The organism is Paenarthrobacter sp. AMU7 (genome assembly GCF_041200195.1).
GTDB lineage: Bacteria > Actinomycetota > Actinomycetes > Actinomycetales > Micrococcaceae > Arthrobacter.
Genome location: NZ_CP165735.1, coordinates 2,718,373 through 2,739,850, shown reverse-complemented (window position 1 = coordinate 2,739,850; position 21,478 = coordinate 2,718,373). Strand labels below are relative to the sequence as shown.

Genomic DNA, 21,478 nt, shown 5'->3' with positions numbered 1-21,478 from the left:
CTGAAGATGACCACAAAGAAGTGAGGTGTTACCTTCCATGATCAGTCAACGAGTGGGCTTCGTGGGCCTGGGACTCATGGGCGCACCCATGGCCGCCAACATCGCCAAAGCCGGCTGGTCCGTCACGGGCTGGAACCGATCCGATGCAGCCTTCGAAAGGCTGACCGGCGTTCGTCGCGCAGCAAGCGTCGCGGAACTCCGTGACGAGGACGCCATCATCTTCATGCTCCCTGACCTGCCGTTCATTGAAGGAGCCGCCGAGGACCTGCTTGGCTCATGGCGGAACCAACCGCCAAAGCCCGGCACCGCCGTCGTGATTATGAGCAGTGTCTCGCCAACAGCGGTACAGCAGTTCGGTACGACAGTCCATGAGGCAAGCAGTGGCAACGCCGTGGTGATGGACGCGCCGGTCAGTGGAGGCACAGCCGGTGCGCAAAACGGGACACTGGCCATCATGGTTGGAGCCACCGAATCCGGTTTCCAAACGCTGCAACCACTGCTGGGCGCCATGGGGACCACCGTTCGTCGGATGGGACCACTGGGAGCAGGGTCCCTCGCCAAGGCGTGCAACCAACTGATTGTCGGAACCACGACGGCGGCGCTCGCCGAAGCCGCCGAACTCGCCGAACGGTCCGGTATGGAAGTGGGAGCCCTCTTTGACGTCCTGTCCGGCGGGCTGGCGGGAAGCCGGGTTCTGGACATCGTTGGTCCACGACTGGCCGCCAAGGACTACGCACCTACCGGTCCGGCCAAGTTCATGCACAAGGACCTTGGCTTCGTGGTGTCCAGCGCGGAAGCCGTTGGTTCCGCCGTTCCCATGGCTGCAGCCGCGATTGAACTCTACGCAGAACTCAAACGCCAGGGCCTCGGCGACCAGGACCTCGCCGTGGTCCGCCAAACCATCGCAAACCTGAGCCGGGCGCACGCAGCGTCGGCGAACACCAACTGAACCGGCGCAACCACAGAAGGAATGAAGAACAAAAGATGAGTGGACTTTTTGATCTGACAGGGCGGGTTGCCTTGGTCACTGGTTCGAGCAGGGGGATTGGTAACGCGTTGGCCAGGGGCCTGGCCGATGCCGGCGCTACGGTTGTGCTCAATGGCATCAATCCGGAGCGGCTTGAAGCGGCCCATCAAGCCATGGCGGTGGATTATCCGGCGGCCCGGGTGCACAGCCGCGCCTTCGACGTTACGGACGCTGCGTCCGCTGCTGCGGGAGTTGCCTGGGTGGAGGAGAACGTTGGCCCACTGGAGATCCTGGTGAACAACGCCGGGATACAGCACCGCGTTCCCATGCTGGATTTGGACGTCAAGGACTGGGACCGGGTGATCACCACGGACCTGACCAGTGCATTCCTGGTAGGCAGGGAAGCTGCACGGCACATGATCCCCCGGGGACAAGGGAAGATCATCAATATCTGTTCGGTCCAGACGGACCTTGCCCGGCCAACCATCGCACCGTATGTGGCTGCCAAGGGCGGCCTCCGGAACCTGACCCGCGCCATGACTGCTGAGTGGGCCGCGTCAGGTTTGCAGATCAACGGCATCGCGCCGGGGTACATCCACACGGAAATGACGCAGAACCTGGTGGATGATTCCGACTTCAACTCCTGGATACTGGGCCGCACACCGGCCAACCGGTGGGGGACGGTGGCCGATCTTGCCGGACCCGTGGTGTGGCTTGCCTCCCAAGCGTCCAACTTCGTCAACGGCCAGACGATCTTCGTCGACGGCGGAATGACGGTGGTGGTCTGATGAACATCACTCTTCCGGCTTTCGGGCCCGCTGTGGTTGCCCATGGAAAGGGCGATCTCCGGATCGAAGACATCCCGTTGACCGCACCGGCTACCGGGGAAGCGATCGTGGAGATTGCCTACGGCGGGATCTGCGGTTCAGACCTTCATTACTGGTTGCATGGTGCGGCAGGGGAGTCGATCCTCAAAGAACCCATGGTCCTCGGGCACGAGATTGTGGGAGTGGTGGTCCAGCAGGCCGCCGATGGTTCCGGCCCTGGCGTGGGAACGCCGGTGGCCGTCCATCCAGCGACCCCGGCCCCTGGGGACGCCAGGTATCCGGAAGACCGGCCGAACCTCTCCCCTGGCTGCACGTACTTGGGCAGTGCTGCCCGGCATCCGCATACGGACGGCGCGTTCAGCCGCTACGCCAACCTGCCCTCCAGGATGCTCCGCCCGCTGCCGGAAAACCTGGACCTTCGCACCGCTGCGCTCGTCGAACCGGCCAGTGTTGCATGGCACGCAGTGGCCCGCGCGGGCGACGTCAAGGGGAAGACGGCCCTGGTGATCGGCAGTGGCCCGATCGGCGCCCTTGCCGTCGCAGTCCTCAAGCGTGCCGGCGCGGCCAGGATCGTCGCTGTCGACATGCATGACAAGCCGCTGGAAATCGCCGGCGCTGTTGGCGCGGATGAAGTCCTCAAGGGCGATGAAGCGGAGGCCATAGCGGCAGTGGATGCCGACGTCGTTATTGAGTCCTCGGGAAGCCACTACGGACTGGCCTCGGCCATCAAGGGAGCCACGCGCGGCGGCAAGGTAGTGATGGTTGGCCTGCTGCCGTCAGGACCGCAACCGGTGTTCATCTCTCTGGCCATCACCCGCGAGTTGGAACTGCTCGGCTCGTTCCGCTTCAATGACGAAATAGACGACGTAATTACTGCTTTAGCCGATGGGTCGCTGTTCGTGGACCCCGTGGTGACGCACGAATTCGACCTCGCCCACGGACTGGAAGCCTTTGAGGTAGCCAGGAACTCCGCCGAATCCGGCAAGGTCCTGCTGAACTTCGGATAACTGCCGGCTAGTTTTTGGACACAGGCACGAAGACGCGGGGCTGGTCATCCCAGCTGGGTGCCAGCTCCGCTATGGTCTGCCGCATGATCTTTGCCGCCGCGTCCCGCGCCAGGGAACCGTCTCCGGCGTCGATCGCGTGGGCGACGTCCATGTGCCACTGCAATGCCTGCTTCTGGGGGTGTTCAGGCATAAGTCCGTGCACCGTACGTCCGGTGAGTGTCTCGGTGACCTGGCCAATGAGGTTGGCGAACATTTCGTTGCCCGAGCCGGACAGCACCAGGGCGTGGAAACGGATGTCAAGGTCCAGGAACCTGGCCATGTCGCCGGCGTCGCCGGCTTCCTTCATGGCCAAAGAAATACCCACCAGCTCTTGGCGGAGGCTTTCCGGTGCATTGACTGCGGCAAGTTCTGCAGCAACGGGCTCGACGGCGGAACGCAGCTCTGCGAGAGACCGCAACTGGGCGCCACGCCCTTCGCCTGCCAGCCGCCAACGAATCACCAAGGGATCGAAAGGATTCCACCGGTGCGCAGGAAGGACCCGAATGCCCACCCGCTTGATGGTCTCCACGAGGCCCAGCGACTGCAGGACGCGCACAGCTTCCCGTACTACCGAGCGGGACACTTTGAGTTCGTCTTCCAAGTGCTCCGCCAACATCACATGTCCGGTTGGCAGGGCGCCACCCACAATCCGGGTTCCCAAATGCTCAACGGCGCGGTGGTGGAGGCTGGTCGACATAGAGGTAAGCATAGTGGCGCACGGGTCGCCTGCGTGCAGGACCCGGCGTCGCATGCACGGGTGGATCCGGGCGCTCATCATAGACTGTTTATGACGCGGGGAGCTTCCATAACGTGGGCACCGCTTTCCCGCCCTAGGTTTTAATACGTATGGTTTATTACAGCCCCTGGTTTTGAAATCGCTTCCTGTGTGCCCCCAGGGGGGCACGGCAGGACTGTTTGTACACGAACGAATTGGAGTTTTGATGTCAGCACACATCGGTGTCACCGGCCTTGCGGTGATGGGCGCCAACCTGGCCCGCAACCTCGCCCGCAACGGCTTCACCGTGGCTCTCCACAACCGCTCCGTGGAAAAGACTGACGCCCTGCTCGAAAAGCACGGCACGGATGGCGACTTCATCCGCACGGAAACGCTGCAGGAACTCGTCGATTCCCTCGAAAAGCCCCGTCGCGTCCTCATTATGGTCAAGGCAGGTGCTCCTGTTGACAACGTGATCGAACAGCTCGAACCGCTGCTTGAAGCCGGTGACATCATCATCGACGCCGGCAACTCGCACTACGAGGACACCCGCCGCCGCGAGGCCGCGCTGGCAAAGAAGGATCTCCACTTTGTCGGCGTCGGTGTATCCGGTGGCGAAGAAGGCGCCCTTAACGGCCCATCCATCATGCCCGGCGGCTCCCGCGAGTCCTACGACGCCCTCGGCCCGCTGCTGGAGAAGATTTCCGCCAAGGTCGACGGCGAACCCTGCTGCGCCTGGATCGGCACCGACGGTGCCGGCCACTTCGTCAAGATGGTCCACAACGGCATTGAATACGCCGACATGCAGGTCATCGGTGAAGCATTCGACCTCCTCCGTTCCGGTGCAGGCATCGAGCCCGCCGAGCAGTCCAAGATCTTCGCAGAATGGAACAAGGGCGATCTGTCCTCCTTCCTGATCGAAATTTCCGCTGAAGTCCTGGGGCACGTTGACGCCAAGACGGGCAAGCCGTTCGTGGACGTCGTCGTCGATGCCGCAGGCCAGAAGGGCACGGGCCGCTGGACGGTCATCTCCGCCCTGGAACTCGGCTCCCCGGTCTCCGGCATCGCCGAGTCCGTTTTCGCCCGCGCACTGTCCTCCCAGACCGAGCAGCGCAAGCTTGGCCAGGAACTGCTCGCCGGCGAAGAAGCCTCCGTGGAAATCCCCGAGACCTTCGTCGAGGACGTCCGCCAGGCACTGTACGCCTCCAAGCTGGTCTCCTATGCCCAGGGCCTGGACATGCTGACCTCAGCAGCCAAGGAGTACGGCTGGGACCTCAAGCTGGATGAGATCGCTTCGCTCTGGCGTGCAGGCTGCATCATCCGTGCAGAACTGCTCAAGGACATCACCAAGGCATATGCCGCGGAAGAGAAGCCCGCCAACCTGCTGTTCGCGCCGGCGTTCACCAAGGCCATCGCCGAGGCACTCCCGGCGTGGCGCCGCGTCGTGGCCACCGCAGTCCAGTTGGGCATCCCGGTACCGGTGTTCTCCTCCTCGCTGGCCTACTACGACGGCCTGCGCCGCAAGCGCGTTGCCGCTGCCCTGATCCAGGGCCAGCGCGACCTCTTCGGAGCACACACCTACGGCCGTGTGGACACCGAGGGTACGTTCCACACACTGTGGGGCGAAGACAAGTCCGAGATCTCGGCGGTCGACACCCACTAGCATCACCGTCCCGTCAAAGGCCGGTCCATCCCCGTTAAGCTGGGGAGGGCCGGCCTTTGCCGTACGCGAAAGAAGGAGAACCGCCATGGCATCCCGTATTGCGGTGGTCACCGGGGCCTCCACAGGAATTGGCTTTGACACAGCCATCGCCCTGAGTGCGGCCGGATTCACGGTCTACGCCGGCGCGCGCCGCGTGGAGAAGATGGAGCCACTGAAACCCCACGGCATTACAGTCATGTCCTTGGATGTCACCTCGGAGGAATCCATGGCATCGGCGGTGGCGCTGGTGGAAGCGGCCCACGGACACATCGATGTGCTGGTGAACAATGCTGGCTATGGCTCCTACGGATCCCTCGAGGAAGTGCCGTTGGCCGAGGGCAGGCGCCAATTCGAGGTCAACGTCATGGGCCTGGCCAGGATGACCCAGCTGGTGATCCCAGGGATGCGTGCCGCCGGCTCCGGCAGGATCATCAATGTCACGTCCATAGGCGGAAAAATCTACGAGCCATTGGGCGCCTGGTACCACGGAACCAAATTCGCCGTCGAAGGCATGAGCGACGCCCTGCGCCTGGAACTGAAGCCGCACGGCATCGACGTCGTAATCATCGAACCGTCAGGGACCAACAGTGAATGGGGCACCATTGCCGGGGAGAGCCTGCTGGCTACGTCCGGCGACGGGCCTTATCAGCAGCAGGCTCATGTTGTGGCTGCTGCTTTGGCGTCTACATCGGGAGAGGGCCACGTGTTGTCGACTCCGGCACGGGTTGTTGCCAACGCCATCGTTCGGGCCGCAACGGCAAAACGCCCCAGGACCCGCTACCCGGTGGGCAGGGGAGCCTGGAGCGTCCTGGCGATGCGAAGGATTCTTCCGGACCGTGCGTTCGATGCTGTCTTCTGGAATTTCTACAGAAGGCTGGCGGGCTAGATCCGGTATTCGATGTAGTACTCCGCGGGATCCACGGCGGGCTTGGTTTCGGACCTCGCGTCACGGTGCCGCCAGGTGGCAGGTATGCCCGTGATGATGGACTCCGGTGGCGCGTCCTTGACCACCACGGCGTTGGCACCGATTGCGCTGCCGGCACCGATAGTGATGGGACCCAGGACTTTTGCGCCTGCGCCGATGGTGACGCGGTCGCCGATGGTGGGGTGCCGCTTGACTTTGGCCAGCGAACGGCCGCCAAGTGTTACGCCGTGATAGATCATCACGTCCTCGCCGATTTCGGCGGTTTCTCCGATCACCACACCCATCCCGTGGTCGATGAAGAACCGGCGGCCAATGGTGGCACCAGGATGGATCTCGATGCCCGTCAGGAACCTTGCCAGTTGGGAGATCAGGCGCGCCGGAAAACGGAGCGCCGGATTCTGCCACAGCCGGTGCGTCACTCGGTGGGCCCAGATGGCGTGCAGGCCGGAATATGCGAAAAAGTTCTCGAAAGAGCCTCGAGCCGCCGGGTCGTGTGACCGGGCGGCGTCGAGGTCTTCCTTAAGCCTTGCGAAGAAGCTCACAAAGACCTTTCTACAGGAAGTGAAGGTTTGCAGGCGTTGTCTCAGCCGCGGATGTCGTCGAACAGCACAGTGGAGATGTAACGCTCTCCAAAGTCGCAGACAACAGCGACAATCAACTTGCCGGCGTTCTCGGGGCGCTTGGCCAGTTCGAGGGCACCCCACACGATGGCACCGGAGGAGATGCCACCGAGGATGCCTTCACGGGCGCCGAGTTCACGGGCAACACGGACGGAATCTTCCAGCGTGGCGTCCAGGACTTCGTCGTAGATGTTGGTGTCCAGGATTTCGGGAACAAAGTTGGCGCCGATTCCCTGGATCTTGTGGGGACCCGGAGCGCCACCGTTCAGGATCGCGGAGTCCTTGGGTTCGATAGCCACGATCTGTACGCCCGGCTTGCGTTCCTTGAGGACCTGCCCGACGCCGGTGATGGTGCCGCCGGTGCCCACGCCTGCAACAAAGATGTCCACTTCACCGTCGGTGTCTTCCCAGACTTCCTCGGCAGTGGTGGTGCGGTGGATTGCCGGGTTGGCCTCATTGGCGAACTGCTGCGCCCAAATGGAGTTCTCGGTGTTGGCGACGATTTCCTGGGCCTTCTCCACCGCGCCGCGCATGCCTTCGGATCCGGGCGTGAGAACGATTTCGGCACCGTAGGCGCGCAGCATGACGCGGCGCTCGGTGGACATGGTCTCCGGCATGGTCAGGATGACCTTGTAGCCGCGGGCTGCGCCCACCAGGGCCAGTGCGATGCCGGTGTTGCCGGAGGTGCCTTCGACGATGGTTCCGCCGGGCTTCAAAGCGCCGGACTTCTCGGCAGCGTCAATGATGGCCACACCGATGCGGTCCTTGACGCTGTTGGCCGGGTTGTAGAACTCAAGCTTGACGGCAACCGTGGCGTCAAGGCCTTCGGTAAGCCGGTTCAAGCGGACCAGCGGTGTGCGGCCGACCAGCTGCGTGACGTCGTCGTAGATCCTAGCCATGAAAATTTCGCCTATCTCTGAAGAGGGAATGCTGAGGTCAGCCTAACCAGCCGGATCGAAACACCGCTAAGCAGTAAGCCATGCAGAGTAATATTTCCGGGCCTTGGCCAGCTTCGGGTTAATAATCACCTGGCAGTAACCCTGATAGGGGAATTTGGCGTAGTAATTCTGGTGGACTTCCTCGGCCTCGTGGAACTCAGGCAGGCGGCTGACTTCCGTCACAATCGGATCCGACCAGAGCGCCTGGGCACGCTCGATGGCTTCCTCGAACAGCACTTTTTCTTCCGTGGTGGTGTAGAACATCGAAGACCTGTACTGGGTACCGACGTCATAGCCTTGCCGGTTCAGCGTGGTGGGGTCATGCAGGGCAAAGAACATGTCCAGAATGACCTCTTCGGGGACCACGGTTTCATCGAAGGTTACGGCCACCACTTCGGCATGGCCCGTGGTTCCTGAGCAGACCTGGTAGTAGTCGGGATTGCGGACGTGGCCGCCCGTGTAGCCCGAAACAACTGAGCTGACACCGCGGGTTTTCTGGTAAACGGCGTCCAGGCACCAAAAGCAGCCACCGCCAAGTACGAAAGTTTTCATGTTCTCTTCAATGGATCGGAGGGCTTGATGATTCCCGCTTCACCTTACGGGAGAATTACGGCACCCGGCAGGCCTGCGGGTGGCGGAACTGCCTCATCCGCCGTGGAAGGGAAGAAGTAGGGAAGAATAGGAGCATGGAAGCAGTAAACACCGGTATTTCTGATGCGGATTCGGTCGATGATGACCAAGCAGTTGAAGAGGACGAAACAGTTGACGCCGGCGGAGACCCCACGCTTGGCCAGGTGTTGCTTGCTGTTGAAGAACTCTGGCCCGAGTCACTGGCCGAGGACTGGGACGAAGTTGGCTTGGTGGTGGGACGCCCCAACGTCCCCGTGACCAAGGTCCTCTTCGCAGTAGACCCCACGTTGGCTGTCATCGACGAAGCCATTGAGTGGGGCGCCGGACTGCTGATCACCCACCACCCTCTGCTCCTTAAAGGGGTGAACTCCGTGGCCGCCACCTCTGCCAAGGGCTTGGCGGTCCACCGGTTGATCGAGGCCGGAACGGGCCTTCTGACCGTCCACACCAACGGCGACTCCGCAGTCGGGGGAGTCTCGGACGTCCTGGCTGACGCCTTTGGACTGGAAAACGTGGAGCCGCTGACTCCGGCTGCCAACGGCTTGCCTGAAGAGGGCATCGGCCGCGTGGGTGACCTTCCGGAACTCATCACGCTCGGTGATTTCGCGGCGAGGGTCTTTGAAATGCTGCCTGCAGTGGCCGGCGGCGTCCGCGTGGCCGGTGACAAGGACGGGCTGGTGCGGCGGGTTGCCGTCTGCGGGGGCGCCGGCGACAGCTTGTTCGACGCCGTTCGTGCCAGCCATGCCGACGTATACGTGACCGCTGACATGCGCCACCACCCGGCCTCCGAAGCCCGTGAGGGTGCAAGCAATGGCCGGCCATATTTGATCGACGTTTCACACTTTGCCAGCGAGTGGCTGTGGCTCCCTGCCGCCGCAGAAGCGCTGGGCAACGTGCTCGCAGACCAAGGCTACGACGTCGAGATCCGTGTCAGCAGCACCAACAGCGATCCCTGGGACTTCATACTCACTCCCGGCGGGGACTAGAGTCTAGAAGGATACGGACGGTCTCAACAGGATGGGGCCGGTCCGGCCGGAACTGATCTCCAGGCCCGGCATCGATAAGCGGAGGTAAGCGTGGCGAAAGCAGCACCGGCAGAACAACTGAAATTGCTTGAACTGCAGGGACTGGATGCCAAGCTGAAGTCGCTGGCCGGCCGTCGGAAAGTCCTGGAGACGGATCCCCGGATCACGGACCTCACGGATGCGCTGAACGTGGCCAACGGCGAACTGGGGGCAGCCAAAGTTGCCGTCCATGACGCCGAGGCCGAACTTCGCCGGGCGGAAGCCGACGTGGAGCAGGTGGCCACCCGCATTGAGCGTGACGAGACCCGGCTCAACAGCGGCACCGGCCTGTCCAAGGATCTGGTGGCGCTCCAAAGCGACATTGCCTCACTGAACAAGCGCCGCTCTGACCTTGAAGACGTCGAGCTCGAGATCCTGGAACGCTTGGATACGTTGCGCGAACGCCAGGCTGCCCAGCAGGTGATCGTCGATGACATCCAGGGATCCTTCGGCAGCATCCGGGCAGAACTCGATGAGGCGATCGCAGAGATCGCTGCTGAAGAGACGGTGGTGCGGGGCCAGCGCGCGGCTTTTGCGGAGGCTTTGGATGCCGGCCTCCTGGCCGTATACGAGAAGACCATTGCCAAGAGGGGAGTGGGCGCTGCCCGGCTGTTCCACGGCAAATCCGAGGGATCCGGCATGATGCTCAGCCCGGGAGACCTCGCCGAAGTCAAAGCCGCCGCGGAAGATGACATCGTGTTCTGCCCGGACTCAGGCGTTATCTTGGTCCGTTCGGCAGACTGGAACTGACAGGGCCTCAGCTAGCCGGCCCGAACTCAGCTGGACAGGATGATGTTGAGCGCGTGGGGCTTGCGGGAAGTGCCCTCAACGAGTTCTGCCGTCCAGACTTCGCCGGCAGCCTTCAGGAGTTGATCCGGGGTTGCCGGCGCCTTGCCACGCCGGGTGATCAAGTGCCGCGCCAATTCTCCGCGGGTGTGCTTGGCGAAGTGGCTCACCACTGTGCGCTTGCCGTTGGCTTCATTGAAGACGTTGACGTTGACCGTCTGCGCGGCTGGGGGAGCCCAAGCAGCGGCATAGGTGCTGGAGCGGCAATCCACCATGAGTTCGCCGTCGGCACGTGAGGCGAGGGCGGCGTTAAGCTGCGGCTTCCAGAACGAGGCGAGGCGTCCGACGTCGGGCAGTGCCGTTCCCATGGACAGCCGGTAGGCAGGCACATGGTCGCCAAAGCCGATGGCGCCCCAGAGGGCGGACACCACCAGAATGGATTCAGTGGCCTTACGGCGCTGGGTTGGCGTCATGCTATTATAGCCCAGGGCGTCGTAAAGCACGCCCGAATACACCTGGTGCGCAGGGGCTGCCGGTTCGGTATGGAGCCGGGTATTACGTTCGACGTCGTCCCGCAACGAGGCGCCGACGCCCAGGAGGGAAAGTGCGTCCTCGTGTGCGCTCACTGTGCCCAAAGCCTCGAGCACTTTTGCCCGGTAAGGATTCAGCTCCGGAAAGCTCAGCGACTCCCACTCGATGACGGGACCTTTGGGGGCAGGGGTCTTGCCTTCGGAAGGCGGCAGCAGAATCAGCACCCGTCGATATTACCGCCGGACTTTGGCCGGTCCCAACGCCGGTAGACTGGACGGCGGATGGGTCGACCAGGCGGTCGCGCGTCACGAAAGTGGCTCGAGGAACGTCCGGGCTCCGTAGAGCAGGGTGGTGGGTAACGCCCACTCGGGGTAACCCGCAGGCCAGTGCCACAGAGAACAGACCGCCTGCGCTGCGTGATGTTTTTCATCGCGGAGCAGCAGGTAAGGGTGAAACGGTGGTGTAAGAGACCACCAGCTCCCTGGGTGACCGGGGAGGCTAGGTAAACCCCACCCGGAGCAAGGCCAGACAGGACACGTTTGAGGGCTGCTCGCCCGAGTGTCCGGGTAGGCTGCTGGAGGGCGTCGGCAACGGCGTTCGTAGATGGATGGCCGCCACTCCCTTTCCGGTAACGGTAGGGGATGACAGAACCCGGCGTATCGGTCGACCCATCCATTTATGACTCGCGTAAACGCGCCGTGTGAGTGATTTCACGCCCCTGGGCGGCCTACGCCCCCTCCTTCCGCCCTAGAATGGTTACTGAACGTAGATGTTCTGCCGCCGGGACTGCGTTCGCAGCCGGCGGATTTTCTTTGCTCTCGTTCAAGGCGCTGTGGGTGGACCGAAGCCCGCCGGCGCATGTGCCGCAGGACTACTCCGGGCGGCCGCTGCCATCTGCATACGAGGACGTATGTGGTTGACCCAAGGAAGGTAGTTCTGTGAGCCAGACGTCAGATTCTTGTCTTGATAAGTGGATGGGCCGGGAGGCTCTCGCCGAGGCCATGATTCCGGTGATCGGCCGGCTGTACCGGGAAAACAACGTGGTCACCAGCATCCATGGCCGCAGCCTGATCAACAAGTCCACCATGAACATCCTCAAGGCGCACCGATTTGCCCGCCGGATGAGCAACCACGAGCTCCTGCTCGAAGAGACCGCACCCTTGCTGAACGCCCTGTCGGAGCTGGAACTCGGCGCAGCAGCCATTGACATCGCGCGCCTGACCGAAAAGTTCCGGGCAGAAGGCAATGGCGCCTCCCTGGACGAGTACTTGCGCGCTGAACTTGCCGAGATCGTGGGCAAGCGCGGCGCTGACGACCGGACCAGCACCGACGTCGTGCTTTACGGCTTCGGCCGGATCGGCCGTCTCCTGGCCCGCATCCTCATCGAAAAGGCCGGCGGCGGACACGGCCTTCGACTCCGTGCGATCGTAGTGCGCAAGGGCGCCGAGAATGATCTTGTGAAGCGCGCGAGCCTGCTGCGCCGCGACTCCGTGCACGGCTCCTTCGAGGGCACCATCCGCGTTGACGAGGAAGCCAACACCATCACTGCCAACGGCGTGCAGGTCCAGGTCATCTACTCGGACAACCCCGCCACGGTGGACTACACCGCCTACGGAATCAAGGACGCCCTGGTAGTCGACAACACGGGCCGCTGGCGCGACGCTGAGGGCCTCTCCCAGCACCTGCAAAGCAAGGGTGCTGCCCGCGTCCTGCTCACAGCTCCGGGCAAGGGCGACCTCAAGAACATCGTCCACGGCATCAACCACAAGGACATCTCGGACGATGACAAGATCGTCACTGCTGCTTCCTGCACCACCAACGCCATTACACCGGTGCTCAAGGCCATCAATGACAAGTTCGGCATCATCCACGGCCACGTGGAAACAGTGCACTCGTTCACGAACGACCAGAACCTTATTGACAACTTCCACAAGGGCGATCGCCGCGGACGTTCCGCTGCGCTGAACATGGTCATCACCGAAACCGGTGCCGCCAAGGCCGTGGCCAAGGCTCTGCCGGAACTTCAGGGCAAGTTGACCGGCAATGCCATCCGCGTTCCCACGCCGGATGTTTCCATGGCCATCCTCAACCTGAACCTGGAAAAGGGCACCACCCGGGACGAAGTCAACGACTTCCTTCGCGAAATGTCCTTGCACTCCGATCTTCGGAAGCAGATCGACTACATCGATTCTCCCGATGTTGTCTCAACGGACTTCGTCGGCTCGCGCCGTGCAGGCATCGTCGACGGCCTGGCAACGATCTCCAATGACAAGAACCTCGTACTTTACGTTTGGTACGACAACGAGTTCGGTTACTCATGCCAGGTTGTCCGTGTCATGGAGGAAATGGCCGGCGTCAACCCGCCGTCGTTCCCTGCCCGCGACGTCGTGGCTCCCATCGCCGTTCTGGAAACGGCCGGCGCCTAGTAGCCGTAAGTATTCGCGGGTTTCCCGGCTGAATCACTGGTATCAGCCGGGAAACCTGACCAAAATGGGTTCATGGAAAATGAATCAACTTTGGAGCACGAAACAGCACTGGAACACGCACTGGACGTAGCCCGAGCCAATCACAAACAAGCCCAAAAACTCCTGGATCAGGCTGTTGCGGCCAACGCCTCCGGCGACGTCCCGGACCAACGGGTGGAGCAACTGCGGGCACTCCTCGCGCTGGCAACCGAGGACCTCCAACGCGTGCTGCGCGAGCAATAAACCCGGAGATCCGCCCCCACGGTGTGACTTCTCCTACACACTGTGGATACCGGCTCTTTCTGTCGGGGCCTTGTCCTACGCTCGTAGGACATGCCTGCCCCCACTGGACGGAGTCCCTTGAGTATCACCTGGTCTGCCTACAAACGCGCCCGCCGCAGATCCCGGCAAGCATGGACGATTCTCGCCTTGGCTGCCGCAACCATCGTGGCGGCGCTTTCCTGGTTTTTCACCGCGGGCCAATTCTCCGCAGCAGATCCATGGGTAGCAGGACCCAGCGAAGCGCCCGTTTACAACTCCCTCTGGATGAAACCCGTGCGCGGCGCCGCCGCGGTGACTGCCGAGAAGGCCGCCGATGCCTTGGACCGGCTGCCGGTCAAGGGCAGGGCCCCCAAATCAGACTATGACCGGGCGGCCTTCGGACAGGCCTGGGCCGATGCCGACCGTAACGGGTGCGACACCAGGAACGACATCCTCCGGCGTGACCTTTCCGCTGTCGAGTTCACAGAAGGATCTTCCTGCAAGGTGGCCGGTGGCAGTTTCCACGAACCCTACACCGGGGCACAGGTGGTTTTCAGGCGGGGGCAGGAAACAAGTGCGGCCGTCCAAATCGACCATGTGGTTGCCTTGGCGGACGCATGGCAAAAAGGGGCACAACAGCTGACCGTTCAGCAGCGGCAGACTTTCGCCAACGATCCTTTGAACCTGATTGCGGCCGACGGTCCTGCGAACGTCAAGAAAGGGGCGGGTGACGCTGCGACGTGGCTGCCGGCCAACAAGAACTTCCGCTGCCACTACGTCGCCCGGCAAATTTCCGTGAAGGCCGCGTACAAGCTCTGGGTAACACAGGCGGAAAAGGACGCCATGAAGGGCGTCCTCTCCTCCTGTCCGGAGCAACAGACCATCTACAGCTCGAGGTGACCGTGCCCCAACTGCCAGGTGCCGCCGTCGTCGATTCTCTCCAAGACCACCCGCTGAAGTGACGTCTCCCGGGGAAGCTTGTCCAGGTCCTGGAGCCCGCGCTGCCGGAAGGTGAAATACACGGCGTCGGTAGGGGCTTCAGAACAACGGTCCAGCGTGAAGCGCCGGGCAAACGAGGCAATGTTGCTCTCAGGCAGGTGGTCAGCAAGATAGGGGTCCAGCATCCACGAATCGCACGTGGCAACGGCTGCTGGCTTATCAGGGAAGTATCGGGGGAAGAACAGGCGGGCCTCGGACAAGCTGGCATCCACCGAGGCGGGGGACAGCCCGCCATCTTCTGGAATGTGGACGCCGAGTACCCAGTGACCGTCAGCCGCGGGGGTACCGGCTTGAGCGGTTTCCTCCGGGCTGCGGACCAGATGGAACTGCAGGCGGCCCAGCCTGAACAGGTTCCCTGCCATGTGCAAGGTCATCCAGCCCCAGGTATCGAGGCCGAACCGGCCATGGACCCGCCGGTTGATCCTGAGCTGCAGTCCCATGTCAGCCAGCGATGCCGCAGAGACTTCGGGAATGATACCGAGCTTCAGGTGATAAGCGTGGACGGTGGGGGAGAAGCGGAGCAGTGCTTCGATCCAGACCGATTCGTCGGGGTTGTCTTCCTGGATGCTGTCCAGTGGAAAGGAACCCAGCCGCTCGTCCATGGCAGCCATGGCGCGCAGCACCGCTTCGCCGGGCGGAGTTGCGAGAAGGGCGGTGCACTCCTCCGCGTCGTCACCGCTGATGTCCAGGAGTTCGAAGAGTCCAGTGTGCGGGGTCGGGGTCATGGCTCAGTGTCCAAAAGGATCGGGATCGACGCCGGGCATCCACGTCAGGCCGGGCACGCCCCAGCCGTGCTTCTTCGCTTGCTTGAGGGCCTTCTTTGCGTACCTGTCCACCAGCCGGTTAACGTACAGCTTGCCGTCCAGGTGGTCGAACTCGTGCTGCAGAATCCGGGCAAACCAGCCGGTCGCTTCAAAGTCCACAGGGTTGCCGTCACCGTCGAAGCCCTGGACGCGCGTCCATTCAGCACGCTGCAACGGGTAGTACTCTCCCGGGAAGGACAAGCAACCCTCAACATGCTCGTCAGGGTCCGGGAGAGCTCCCGAGACTTTGGAGAGGGTGAGTACCGGGTTGACCAGCACGCCCTGTTCCGGAACGTCGTCGTCGTTGGCGTACTTGTAGACGAAAATGCGCTTGCCCACACCGATCTGAGGGGCTGCGAGCCCTACCCCGTTGGCGGCGTCGTTGGTCTCGAACATATCCGCGATCAGCACGCGGAGTTGGTCGTCGAAAACCTCCACTTCGCTGGCCCGGCGATGCAAAACAGGTTCGCCCCAAATGGTGACTGGCAGGACGGTCATGTCAGTTCTTCCTTTGTTGATCGCTGAAGTCCGTAGCGGCGCAGGTCCGCTTCAGGGTTAAAAGCAAAGGCCGCACCGGATAACCGGTGCGGCCTTTGTGGAAACCGGCTCTGCAGCCAATCTCGGTGGGGTGAGCTACGGGGGTTGAACCCGCGACCTCCTGGACCACAACCAGGCGCTCTGCCAACTGAGCTAAGCCCACCATGTGCCTTTTGGGGCTGAACCGTTTGACCGGCTTTCCTTCAAGGCAACGACAAATAGCTTACCTGCTGTTTAGGGGTGCAAAGTCCACTTTTGCCGGTTTTGGCGAAAAAACCTTGAAAAATGGTGCAGATCACACAGTTTCTGTGGAGCCCAAGGTCTCCGCAGTGGCCATGACGTCCCTGGAGATGCGCTGTGCCGTGGCCGTGTCCGGTCCGGGCGCGGGCACGAAGACGGCCTGGCGGTAGTAGCGAAGTTCGTCGATGGAGTCCTTGATGTCGCCGAGGGCGCGGTGCCCGCCGTGCTTGGCAGGCGACTGGAAGTAGGCGCGCGGGAACCAACGCCGCGAGAGTTCCTTGATGGTGCTGACATCGATCACGCGGTAGTGGAGGTGCTCCACGATGTTTGGCATGTCCCTGGCCAGGAACATGCGGTCTGTTCCCACGGAGTTGCCGCCCAAAGGCGCTTTACGGGGGTCCGGAACCCACTTCTCGATGTATTCAAGTACCTCGGCTTCGGCCTCGGCCATGGTCTTCCCATGGGGGAGTTCGTCGAGGAGCTTTGACCGGGTATGCATGTCCCGCACAAAATCATTCATTTGTTCCAGGGCAGCATCGTCCGGCTTGATGACGACGTCGACGCCGTCGCCGAGGATGTTGAGCTCGGAATCCGTCACCAGCGCCGCAACCTCGATTAGGGCGTCGTTATTCAGGTCCAGGCCGGTCATTTCGCAGTCGATCCAGACGATGCGTTCATTAGTAATAGGCACGCGCCCAGCCTATCCTTCAGCCGCTTCGAAGTGCTCTGATGGTACGATTTTTGAGCGCGGCAGTGTCTTTTTCTTCCTGCCGTGGAAAGTCCCAAAGACGCAGAATTTCTCCCGAATGTACCGGGCGAACGATTGGATGACGACCACATGACGGTGCCAGTACCCGCCGCCCAGAAGGCAGGGACAGCAGCGCCGACGGCAGATGCTGCGGCCAGCGAGGTTGATAATGCCCGTTCGCCGCTGATTGCCGGTTTCATCGGCTCCATGTTCATGGTCTTCGGGTCCCTGGGCGTGGGCTGGCTGGCTCCGGTCTCCGAACTTCGGAGGTTGCCACTCTTCATCTGGATGCGCACCGAAGGTGTTGGAGTCGCCCTGTCGATTGTCCTGCTGGCCGTCGGTGGAATGCTGCTGGTCCGGGCCTGGCTGCGCTTGGGTCAACGCGTCCGGGTCTGGGGGCTGGAGGCGCGGAAGGCAACGCTTCAGGCCGTGGCTGCGTGGGGATTGCCCATGATGTTCACCGTTCCCCTCTTCAGCAGGGACGTTTACGCGTACATCGGTCAGGGCCGTCTGATGGTCGAAGGCATCAATCCCTACGAGAATGGGATTTCCGCGCTGCCCAATTACTTCCAATTGGGTGCGGACAAGATGTGGACCGAAGCGCCGGTGCCGTACGGGCAATTGTTCCTGTGGATCGAGCAGTTCGTCGTCTGGGTGACCAATGTCCAACCTGAAGCAAGCATCATGTTGTTCCGGCTGGTTGCCCTTGTGGGAATCGTCCTCTGCATCATCTACGTACCCAAGCTGGCGGAACTTCACGGAGTGAATCCGCACCGGGCACTGTGGCTGACAGCCGCAAATCCGCTCTTCCTCACCAACTTCATTGCCAGTGTCCACAACGACGCCCTGATGATCGGGCTGGCCCTTGCGGGACTCTACTACTGCGCAACACGTCGCGTGATCCTGGGCTTGGTGCTGGTCACCCTCTCCATCTCCGTTAAGCCCATTACGGTGGTGTTCCTTCCCTTTATTGGGCTCTTGTGGGCCGGCAAGGGGGCTTCCTGGCCACGGAAGTTCGCCTTCTGGTTCTTGACCGCCGGGCTGAGCTTCGGATTGCTGTATGCCATGAGCATGGTTAATGGCTTCGGATTTGGCTGGATCAATGGCCTGTCAGCTCCGGGCAGTGTTTGGATCTGGTACGCCCCCATCGGCCTGATCGGCTTGGTGGTGGCGTCCATCTTCAATGTCTTTGGACTGGATGGCTGGGGCATGGCCAAGTGGGTTTACGACGCCGGCAAGGTGCTCATGGTGGGCGCCATCGCCTGGCAGGTCTTCCGCGGTGACTACGACCGCCTGATGCGCCGTCTCACTCTGGCGTTTGCAGCTATCGTCATTCTGGCTCCGATGATCCAGTCCTGGTACGTGGTCTGGCTGATTCCGCTCTTTGCCGTGACCGGTATCCGCAATGACTGGCAGGTCAAGGCCGTCTATTTCGTGGTCTCCTTCTTCATGGTCTACGCGATCTCGGACCAGCTGGACGTCTTCCCGTACCTCCAGAGCGAAGACCTGGGCCTGGCTTTGACGTTGGCGCGGAATGCAGCGGCCATCATTGCCTTGCTCTTCGCCGTGTACCTGATCTTTGTGGACCCTAAAACCAAGAGCCTGTTCCGGAAACACGACGAGCCAGGCCTCCGTCCGATCATCTGAGCCGCATCAGCTCGACGACAAAAGCCGTGTCCCCTCACGAAGGGACAAAGGACTCAGCGATGACGCGTTATCTGCGGCAAAATTCCGGACCCATTCGGGATCTGATTTGCTGTATTCGCGCAGCGCCCAGCCGATGGCCTTGCGGATGAAAAACTCCCTGCTGTGCAAATTGGGTTCGATGACTGCAGCCAGCAAGCCGTGATCGGTCATGGACTTCGCCCCCAGCTGGGCAGTAATTGCAGCCCGGCGGATCCACAGGTCGTTGTCCTCGGCCCAGCGAAGCAGCAAGGGGGTCATCGTCGGCTTATGCGCAAGCAACAGTGCGCATATCCGGGGCGAAACTCCATCCACCAGGTCCCACCAGGCTCCTGTCCGGATAATTTCCTCGTACACGGGCAGCATGTCCAGGTCTTCCTTCACCATCCGCTGGCCCGTCAGGTCAATGGCTGCGTACCGCTCTTCGCGTGCCTCGGCATCGCGCCACAACAGGAGAACCGCCTCCCGCAACTCGTCAGGGGATGAGACAGGAAACTCTCTTGCTGCTGCTTTGACGATGCTCCGCACCTCGGGAACCCTGACCCCGAGTGAGGGCATGGCCGACTTCATGTACTTCTGGGCACCAAGCGCCCGTTCAGCGTCCCCGGACGAGCGGAGTGAGGAGCGGATCGAGTCCACCAGTTCCTTGGTCATGCGTCCAATGTAGGACCGATGTATGGCGGAGGGTCTCCTGCCATTGCCCGGAGACCCTCGCAGGCATAGCCGGGGAGTCGTAGAGTGGGCAACGTGGCCGCAGTTGGCCGCACAACCAGCCCCTGAGGGCACGCCCAGCAACGGAGGACCTTTGATGTCAATGCTGAAAACTCCCGAGCAGATTACGTTGATGCGTGAGGCCGGCAGGGTGGTGGCCAATGCTTTGAAGGCCGTCAAGAAGCACGCTGCCGTGGGAGTTTCCCTGAAGGAGCTTGACGACGTCGCGGCGGCAGTGATGTCCGACGCCGGCGCCAGGCCCGCCTTCCTCGACTATCATCCCCGCTGGGCGTCCGTGCCGTTTCCCGGCGTGATCTGCGCCAGTGTCAATGATGCCGTGGTGCACGGTATCCCTAACGGCTATGCCCTTGAAGACGGCGATCTGCTGAGCGTTGACTGCGGTGCTTTCCTGGAGGGATGGTGCGGAGACGCCGCCATCAGCTTCATTGTCGGGGAGGGCGATCCCTTGGACCAGGAACTCATAAATGCGACGGATGCCGCACTGGCGCGGGGAATAGAAGCAGCGCGCGTGGGCAACAAAATGGGGGATCTTGCCTACGCCATAGGTGGTGAAGCCAAACGCGCAGGTTACGGCCTGTTGGCCGATCACGGCGGACATGGCATCGGCCGGACCATGCATGCCGAACCTCCCGTTCCCAACATCGGGCGTCCGGGGCGGGGCATGAAGCTGGAGGAGGGCCTGGTCATCGCCATCGAGCCCATGTTGATTCTGGGGGGCAAAGACGATTACTACCATGATGAGGACGAATGGACCCTGCGTTCGGCGAACGGACGTAGAGCAGCCCACAGCGAGCACACGGTTGCCATCACGGCGGACGGCCCGATGATCCTGACCCTCCCTTGATTCCGGCACTGCCGCATAACAGGCCACGCTTTGAATCAGGCACGCTCTGAATCAGGCCACGCTTTGAATCAGGCACGCTCTGAATCAGGCACGGTCTCAGGGCGCCGCCTGGCCCTTGGTCAGCCTCACCACGGGCCGGCCTGGCACGGATTCGGAGACCGGGCCGAATCCGGCAGCCAGGAAAAGCGACAGAGTGCCGTGGTAAAGCTCCGCTGAGGTTGCCTTGGTCCTGAGCCCTGTGTCGACGGGATAGGCCTCCACGACCTCAGCACCGTTGGTGAACGCATGGCTTACGGCGGCGGCCAGGAGCGCGGCCGACACCCCGGTGCGGCGATGACGTGGTGCCACGACGAAACAGCTGATGGCCCAAAGCGCGGTGTCGTCCGTTGTGGCCGATGGTATTGCCCTCAGCACTGGTGACCGTTTCAGCCGCCCGTAGGTTGCCCGGGGCTCAACAGCGCACCAACCCACTGGATCACCGTTCCTGAAGGCCATGACCCCCGGTGCAGGTTCATTGCTGAAAGCTGACTTCAGCATTTCCTTTCGATCATCCGGAGACGTGGTGTCCCAATCCTTGCCGGCAAGGACGAACCACCGGCACCAGCACCGGGATGGTTCGCCCTTGGTCCCAAACAGTTCCTCAACTGCTGCCCACGACGCAGGTGCCGTTTCTAGCCTGAGTGCATCCTCGTGCTGTGCCATGGACCCAGAATAGGCCTCACCGTCGCGGCTGGAATGGCGGGTTACGGGCACCAGGCTCAAGGTTCAAGCGCCAGCACCCACCAGCTCTCCTGTCGAGGTGTTCACCATCAATGGCCCGGTTCCATCGGGATCATCCATCCCGGCTGCTACTGACTCTTCCTCCGGAGGAGCTTGTTCGGCATCCTCAGTGTCCCACTCGCCGCTGCTCCCGGGGCCACCCGGGGCGGGGCTGGACAGAGCCTCGTCCGAGGGCGCAGTGTCTGCGGCGGCGGAGTCCGCTGGAGCAGAGGTGCCGTTCATGCGGGTGAAGTTGGCGGAGCCCCACATGAGGTCGTGTCCCACGGATTCGGCGTCGATTTCCGCTACATGGTAGACGCGGCCTTCATGTTCCCATTGCCTCAACCGGAGCCTTCCCATGACCAGCACACGCTGCCCCTTTTTGACGCTGCACCCAACGTGTCCGGCAAGGTATCGGAACGATTGCACCGTATACCAATTGGTGTTGCCGTCAACCCACGTGTTGCTCGCCCGGTCATAGCGGCGCTCTGTGGTTCCCAGGCGGAACGATGCTGTAGCCGTTCCCCGTGTGGTTGTTGAACTCTTAACCTCCGAGGCCACGAAGCCCCGGACGGTGATGATGTCATTCATTGGTGGTCCTTCTGGATGTAGGGAGTGCCTGTCCGGCTCTTTCAGCTTCATCCAGTGAAGCCGTC

At 62.1% G+C, this 21,478-nt stretch carries 23 protein-coding genes, 1 tRNA gene and 1 other RNA gene; 13 read left to right on the top strand and 12 right to left on the bottom strand.

Translation table 11 applies throughout. The features are described 5' to 3' along the window. Positions 1 to 37 precede the first annotated feature (37 nt). The 3 genes from ABQM86_RS12605 to ABQM86_RS12595 are packed head-to-tail and all read left to right on the top strand — an operon-like array spanning position 38 to position 2,801. On the top strand, positions 38 to 949 hold the full coding sequence (locus ABQM86_RS12605) for an NAD(P)-dependent oxidoreductase (RefSeq protein ID WP_369744572.1): 912 nt from the start codon (positions 38 to 40) through the stop codon (positions 947 to 949). Positions 950 to 984: 35 nt separating this feature from the next. Further along, positions 985 to 1,755, top strand: coding sequence for an SDR family oxidoreductase (locus ABQM86_RS12600; protein WP_207593771.1), 771 nt, complete (start codon positions 985 to 987; stop codon positions 1,753 to 1,755). After that, positions 1,755 to 2,801: an L-idonate 5-dehydrogenase gene (locus tag ABQM86_RS12595; RefSeq protein ID WP_280623000.1), complete on the top strand. Its 1,047-nt coding sequence runs from the start codon at positions 1,755 to 1,757 to the stop codon at positions 2,799 to 2,801. Before ABQM86_RS12600 ends, ABQM86_RS12595 begins: the two co-directional genes overlap by 1 nt. A gap of 7 nt (positions 2,802 to 2,808) precedes the next feature. Here ABQM86_RS12595 and ABQM86_RS12590 read toward each other — a convergent pair whose 3' ends face one another. Continuing rightward, entirely contained in the window at positions 2,809 to 3,537 is a 729-nt protein-coding gene (locus ABQM86_RS12590) for a FadR/GntR family transcriptional regulator (RefSeq protein WP_369744570.1), read from the bottom strand. A 244-nt stretch (positions 3,538 to 3,781) separates the two neighbouring features. On the opposite strand from ABQM86_RS12590, the gene gndA reads away from it, so the two are divergent. Both gndA and ABQM86_RS12580 read left to right on the top strand, forming a co-directional pair. Further along, positions 3,782 to 5,218: an NADP-dependent phosphogluconate dehydrogenase gene (gndA, locus tag ABQM86_RS12585; RefSeq protein WP_014922062.1), complete on the top strand. Its 1,437-nt coding sequence runs from the start codon at positions 3,782 to 3,784 to the stop codon at positions 5,216 to 5,218. A gap of 85 nt (positions 5,219 to 5,303) precedes the next feature. After that, positions 5,304 to 6,143 (top strand): oxidoreductase, encoded by an 840-nt coding sequence (locus ABQM86_RS12580; RefSeq protein WP_369744568.1) that lies wholly within the window; start codon positions 5,304 to 5,306, stop codon positions 6,141 to 6,143. Here the strand turns inward: ABQM86_RS12580 and epsC are convergent. The 3 genes from epsC to msrA all read right to left on the bottom strand — a co-directional run bounded on the left by epsC (position 6,140) and on the right by msrA (position 8,292). Further along, entirely contained in the window at positions 6,140 to 6,724 is a 585-nt protein-coding gene (gene epsC, locus ABQM86_RS12575) for a serine O-acetyltransferase EpsC (protein WP_011775089.1), read from the bottom strand. The two genes, ABQM86_RS12580 and epsC, sit on opposite strands and share 4 nt — an antisense overlap. A 41-nt stretch (positions 6,725 to 6,765) precedes the next feature. Continuing rightward, positions 6,766 to 7,701: a cysteine synthase A gene (gene cysK / locus ABQM86_RS12570; protein ID WP_369744567.1), complete on the bottom strand. Its 936-nt coding sequence runs from the start codon at positions 7,699 to 7,701 to the stop codon at positions 6,766 to 6,768. Between the two features lie 66 nt (positions 7,702 to 7,767). Further along, positions 7,768 to 8,292, bottom strand: coding sequence for a peptide-methionine (S)-S-oxide reductase MsrA (gene msrA / locus ABQM86_RS12565; RefSeq protein ID WP_089595334.1), 525 nt, complete (start codon positions 8,290 to 8,292; stop codon positions 7,768 to 7,770). Positions 8,293 to 8,426: 134 nt separating this feature from the next. Here msrA and ABQM86_RS12560 point away from each other — a divergent pair, with 134 nt between their 5' ends. Further along, positions 8,427 to 9,356, top strand: coding sequence for a Nif3-like dinuclear metal center hexameric protein (locus ABQM86_RS12560; protein WP_207593768.1), 930 nt, complete (start codon positions 8,427 to 8,429; stop codon positions 9,354 to 9,356). Between the two features lie 90 nt (positions 9,357 to 9,446). Next, positions 9,447 to 10,184 (top strand): zinc ribbon domain-containing protein, encoded by a 738-nt coding sequence (locus tag ABQM86_RS12555; protein ID WP_280622996.1) that lies wholly within the window; start codon positions 9,447 to 9,449, stop codon positions 10,182 to 10,184. A 26-nt stretch (positions 10,185 to 10,210) separates the two neighbouring features. Here ABQM86_RS12555 and ABQM86_RS12550 read toward each other — a convergent pair whose 3' ends face one another. After that, positions 10,211 to 10,975, bottom strand: a complete 765-nt coding sequence (locus ABQM86_RS12550) for a YaaA family protein (RefSeq protein ID WP_369744566.1) — start codon at positions 10,973 to 10,975, stop codon at positions 10,211 to 10,213. 58 nt (positions 10,976 to 11,033) lie between these two features. Between ABQM86_RS12550 and rnpB the strand changes: the two genes are divergently transcribed. From rnpB to ABQM86_RS12530, 4 genes are all read left to right on the top strand, one after another. Continuing rightward, positions 11,034 to 11,426: RNase P RNA component class A (gene rnpB, locus ABQM86_RS12545), an RNA gene on the top strand. 263 nt (positions 11,427 to 11,689) lie between these two features. Further along, complete coding sequence (locus tag ABQM86_RS12540) at positions 11,690 to 13,177, top strand: glyceraldehyde-3-phosphate dehydrogenase (RefSeq protein WP_207593765.1); 1,488 nt, start codon at positions 11,690 to 11,692, stop codon at positions 13,175 to 13,177. 72 nt (positions 13,178 to 13,249) lie between these two features. Beyond that, positions 13,250 to 13,459 (top strand): hypothetical protein, encoded by a 210-nt coding sequence (locus ABQM86_RS12535; protein ID WP_207593764.1) that lies wholly within the window; start codon positions 13,250 to 13,252, stop codon positions 13,457 to 13,459. Positions 13,460 to 13,576: 117 nt separating this feature from the next. Continuing rightward, positions 13,577 to 14,377 carry an HNH endonuclease family protein gene (locus ABQM86_RS12530; RefSeq protein ID WP_369746665.1) on the top strand — a complete coding sequence of 267 codons (801 nt, stop codon included), beginning with the start codon at positions 13,577 to 13,579 and terminating at the stop codon, positions 14,375 to 14,377. Here ABQM86_RS12530 and ABQM86_RS12525 read toward each other — a convergent pair. The 4 genes from ABQM86_RS12525 to orn form a co-directional block, all read right to left on the bottom strand. Then, on the bottom strand, positions 14,362 to 15,201 hold the full coding sequence (locus tag ABQM86_RS12525) for an acyltransferase domain-containing protein (protein ID WP_369744565.1): 840 nt from the start codon (positions 15,199 to 15,201) through the stop codon (positions 14,362 to 14,364). The genes ABQM86_RS12530 and ABQM86_RS12525 overlap by 16 nt on opposite strands. Positions 15,202 to 15,204: 3 nt before the next feature. Continuing rightward, positions 15,205 to 15,777, bottom strand: a complete 573-nt coding sequence (gene def / locus ABQM86_RS12520) for a peptide deformylase (RefSeq protein WP_369744564.1) — start codon at positions 15,775 to 15,777, stop codon at positions 15,205 to 15,207. A 126-nt stretch (positions 15,778 to 15,903) separates the two neighbouring features. Beyond that, a tRNA-His gene (locus tag ABQM86_RS12515) sits at positions 15,904 to 15,979 on the bottom strand. A gap of 132 nt (positions 15,980 to 16,111) precedes the next feature. After that, the gene (orn, locus tag ABQM86_RS12510) at positions 16,112 to 16,747 is read right to left on the bottom strand and encodes an oligoribonuclease (RefSeq protein ID WP_207593760.1); all 636 of its coding nucleotides are present in this window, start codon (positions 16,745 to 16,747) and stop codon (positions 16,112 to 16,114) included. Positions 16,748 to 16,894: 147 nt separating this feature from the next. Between orn and mptB the strand changes: the two genes are divergently transcribed. Next, entirely contained in the window at positions 16,895 to 18,451 is a 1,557-nt protein-coding gene (gene mptB / locus ABQM86_RS12505) for a polyprenol phosphomannose-dependent alpha 1,6 mannosyltransferase MptB (RefSeq protein WP_207593759.1), read from the top strand. A gap of 6 nt (positions 18,452 to 18,457) precedes the next feature. Here the strand turns inward: mptB and ABQM86_RS12500 are convergent, their stop codons facing one another. Beyond that, positions 18,458 to 19,141, bottom strand: a complete 684-nt coding sequence (locus ABQM86_RS12500) for a DNA alkylation repair protein (RefSeq protein ID WP_369744563.1) — start codon at positions 19,139 to 19,141, stop codon at positions 18,458 to 18,460. A gap of 154 nt (positions 19,142 to 19,295) precedes the next feature. Here ABQM86_RS12500 and map point away from each other — a divergent pair, with 154 nt between their 5' ends. Further along, positions 19,296 to 20,063, top strand: a complete 768-nt coding sequence (gene map, locus ABQM86_RS12495) for a type I methionyl aminopeptidase (RefSeq protein WP_207593757.1) — start codon at positions 19,296 to 19,298, stop codon at positions 20,061 to 20,063. Between the two features lie 96 nt (positions 20,064 to 20,159). Here map and ABQM86_RS12490 read toward each other — a convergent pair whose 3' ends face one another. Both ABQM86_RS12490 and ABQM86_RS12485 read right to left on the bottom strand, forming a co-directional pair. Further along, the gene (locus ABQM86_RS12490) at positions 20,160 to 20,765 is read right to left on the bottom strand and encodes a GNAT family N-acetyltransferase (protein WP_369744562.1); all 606 of its coding nucleotides are present in this window, start codon (positions 20,763 to 20,765) and stop codon (positions 20,160 to 20,162) included. Between the two features lie 63 nt (positions 20,766 to 20,828). Then, positions 20,829 to 21,413 carry a single-stranded DNA-binding protein gene (locus tag ABQM86_RS12485; protein WP_369744561.1) on the bottom strand — a complete coding sequence of 195 codons (585 nt, stop codon included), beginning with the start codon at positions 21,411 to 21,413 and terminating at the stop codon, positions 20,829 to 20,831. Between the last annotated feature and the right edge of the window lie 65 nt (positions 21,414 to 21,478).

Bases quoted from the DNA above. Each gene is read 5' to 3' on its own strand.
- msrA (WP_089595334.1), bottom strand. From the start codon at position 8,292: ATGAAAACTTTCGTACTTGGCGGTGGCTGCTTTTGGTGCCTGGACGCC.
- ABQM86_RS12580 (WP_369744568.1), top strand. From the start codon at position 5,304: ATGGCATCCCGTATTGCGGTGGTCACCGGGGCCTCCACAGGAATTGGC.
- ABQM86_RS12595 (WP_280623000.1), top strand. From the start codon at position 1,755: ATGAACATCACTCTTCCGGCTTTCGGGCCCGCTGTGGTTGCCCATGGA.
- def (WP_369744564.1), bottom strand. From the start codon at position 15,777: ATGACCGTCCTGCCAGTCACCATTTGGGGCGAACCTGTTTTGCATCGC.
- ABQM86_RS12500 (WP_369744563.1), bottom strand. From the start codon at position 19,141: ATGACCAAGGAACTGGTGGACTCGATCCGCTCCTCACTCCGCTCGTCC.
- ABQM86_RS12600 (WP_207593771.1), top strand. From the start codon at position 985: ATGAGTGGACTTTTTGATCTGACAGGGCGGGTTGCCTTGGTCACTGGT.
- map (WP_207593757.1), top strand. From the start codon at position 19,296: ATGTCAATGCTGAAAACTCCCGAGCAGATTACGTTGATGCGTGAGGCC.
- ABQM86_RS12590 (WP_369744570.1), bottom strand. From the start codon at position 3,537: ATGTCGACCAGCCTCCACCACCGCGCCGTTGAGCATTTGGGAACCCGG.
- gndA (WP_014922062.1), top strand. From the start codon at position 3,782: ATGTCAGCACACATCGGTGTCACCGGCCTTGCGGTGATGGGCGCCAAC.
- ABQM86_RS12490 (WP_369744562.1), bottom strand. From the start codon at position 20,765: ATGGCACAGCACGAGGATGCACTCAGGCTAGAAACGGCACCTGCGTCG.
- ABQM86_RS12605 (WP_369744572.1), top strand. From the start codon at position 38: ATGATCAGTCAACGAGTGGGCTTCGTGGGCCTGGGACTCATGGGCGCA.
- ABQM86_RS12525 (WP_369744565.1), bottom strand. From the start codon at position 15,201: ATGACCCCGACCCCGCACACTGGACTCTTCGAACTCCTGGACATCAGC.
- cysK (WP_369744567.1), bottom strand. From the start codon at position 7,701: ATGGCTAGGATCTACGACGACGTCACGCAGCTGGTCGGCCGCACACCG.
- ABQM86_RS12485 (WP_369744561.1), bottom strand. From the start codon at position 21,413: ATGAATGACATCATCACCGTCCGGGGCTTCGTGGCCTCGGAGGTTAAG.
- ABQM86_RS12535 (WP_207593764.1), top strand. From the start codon at position 13,250: ATGGAAAATGAATCAACTTTGGAGCACGAAACAGCACTGGAACACGCA.
- mptB (WP_207593759.1), top strand. From the start codon at position 16,895: ATGACGGTGCCAGTACCCGCCGCCCAGAAGGCAGGGACAGCAGCGCCG.
- ABQM86_RS12560 (WP_207593768.1), top strand. From the start codon at position 8,427: ATGGAAGCAGTAAACACCGGTATTTCTGATGCGGATTCGGTCGATGAT.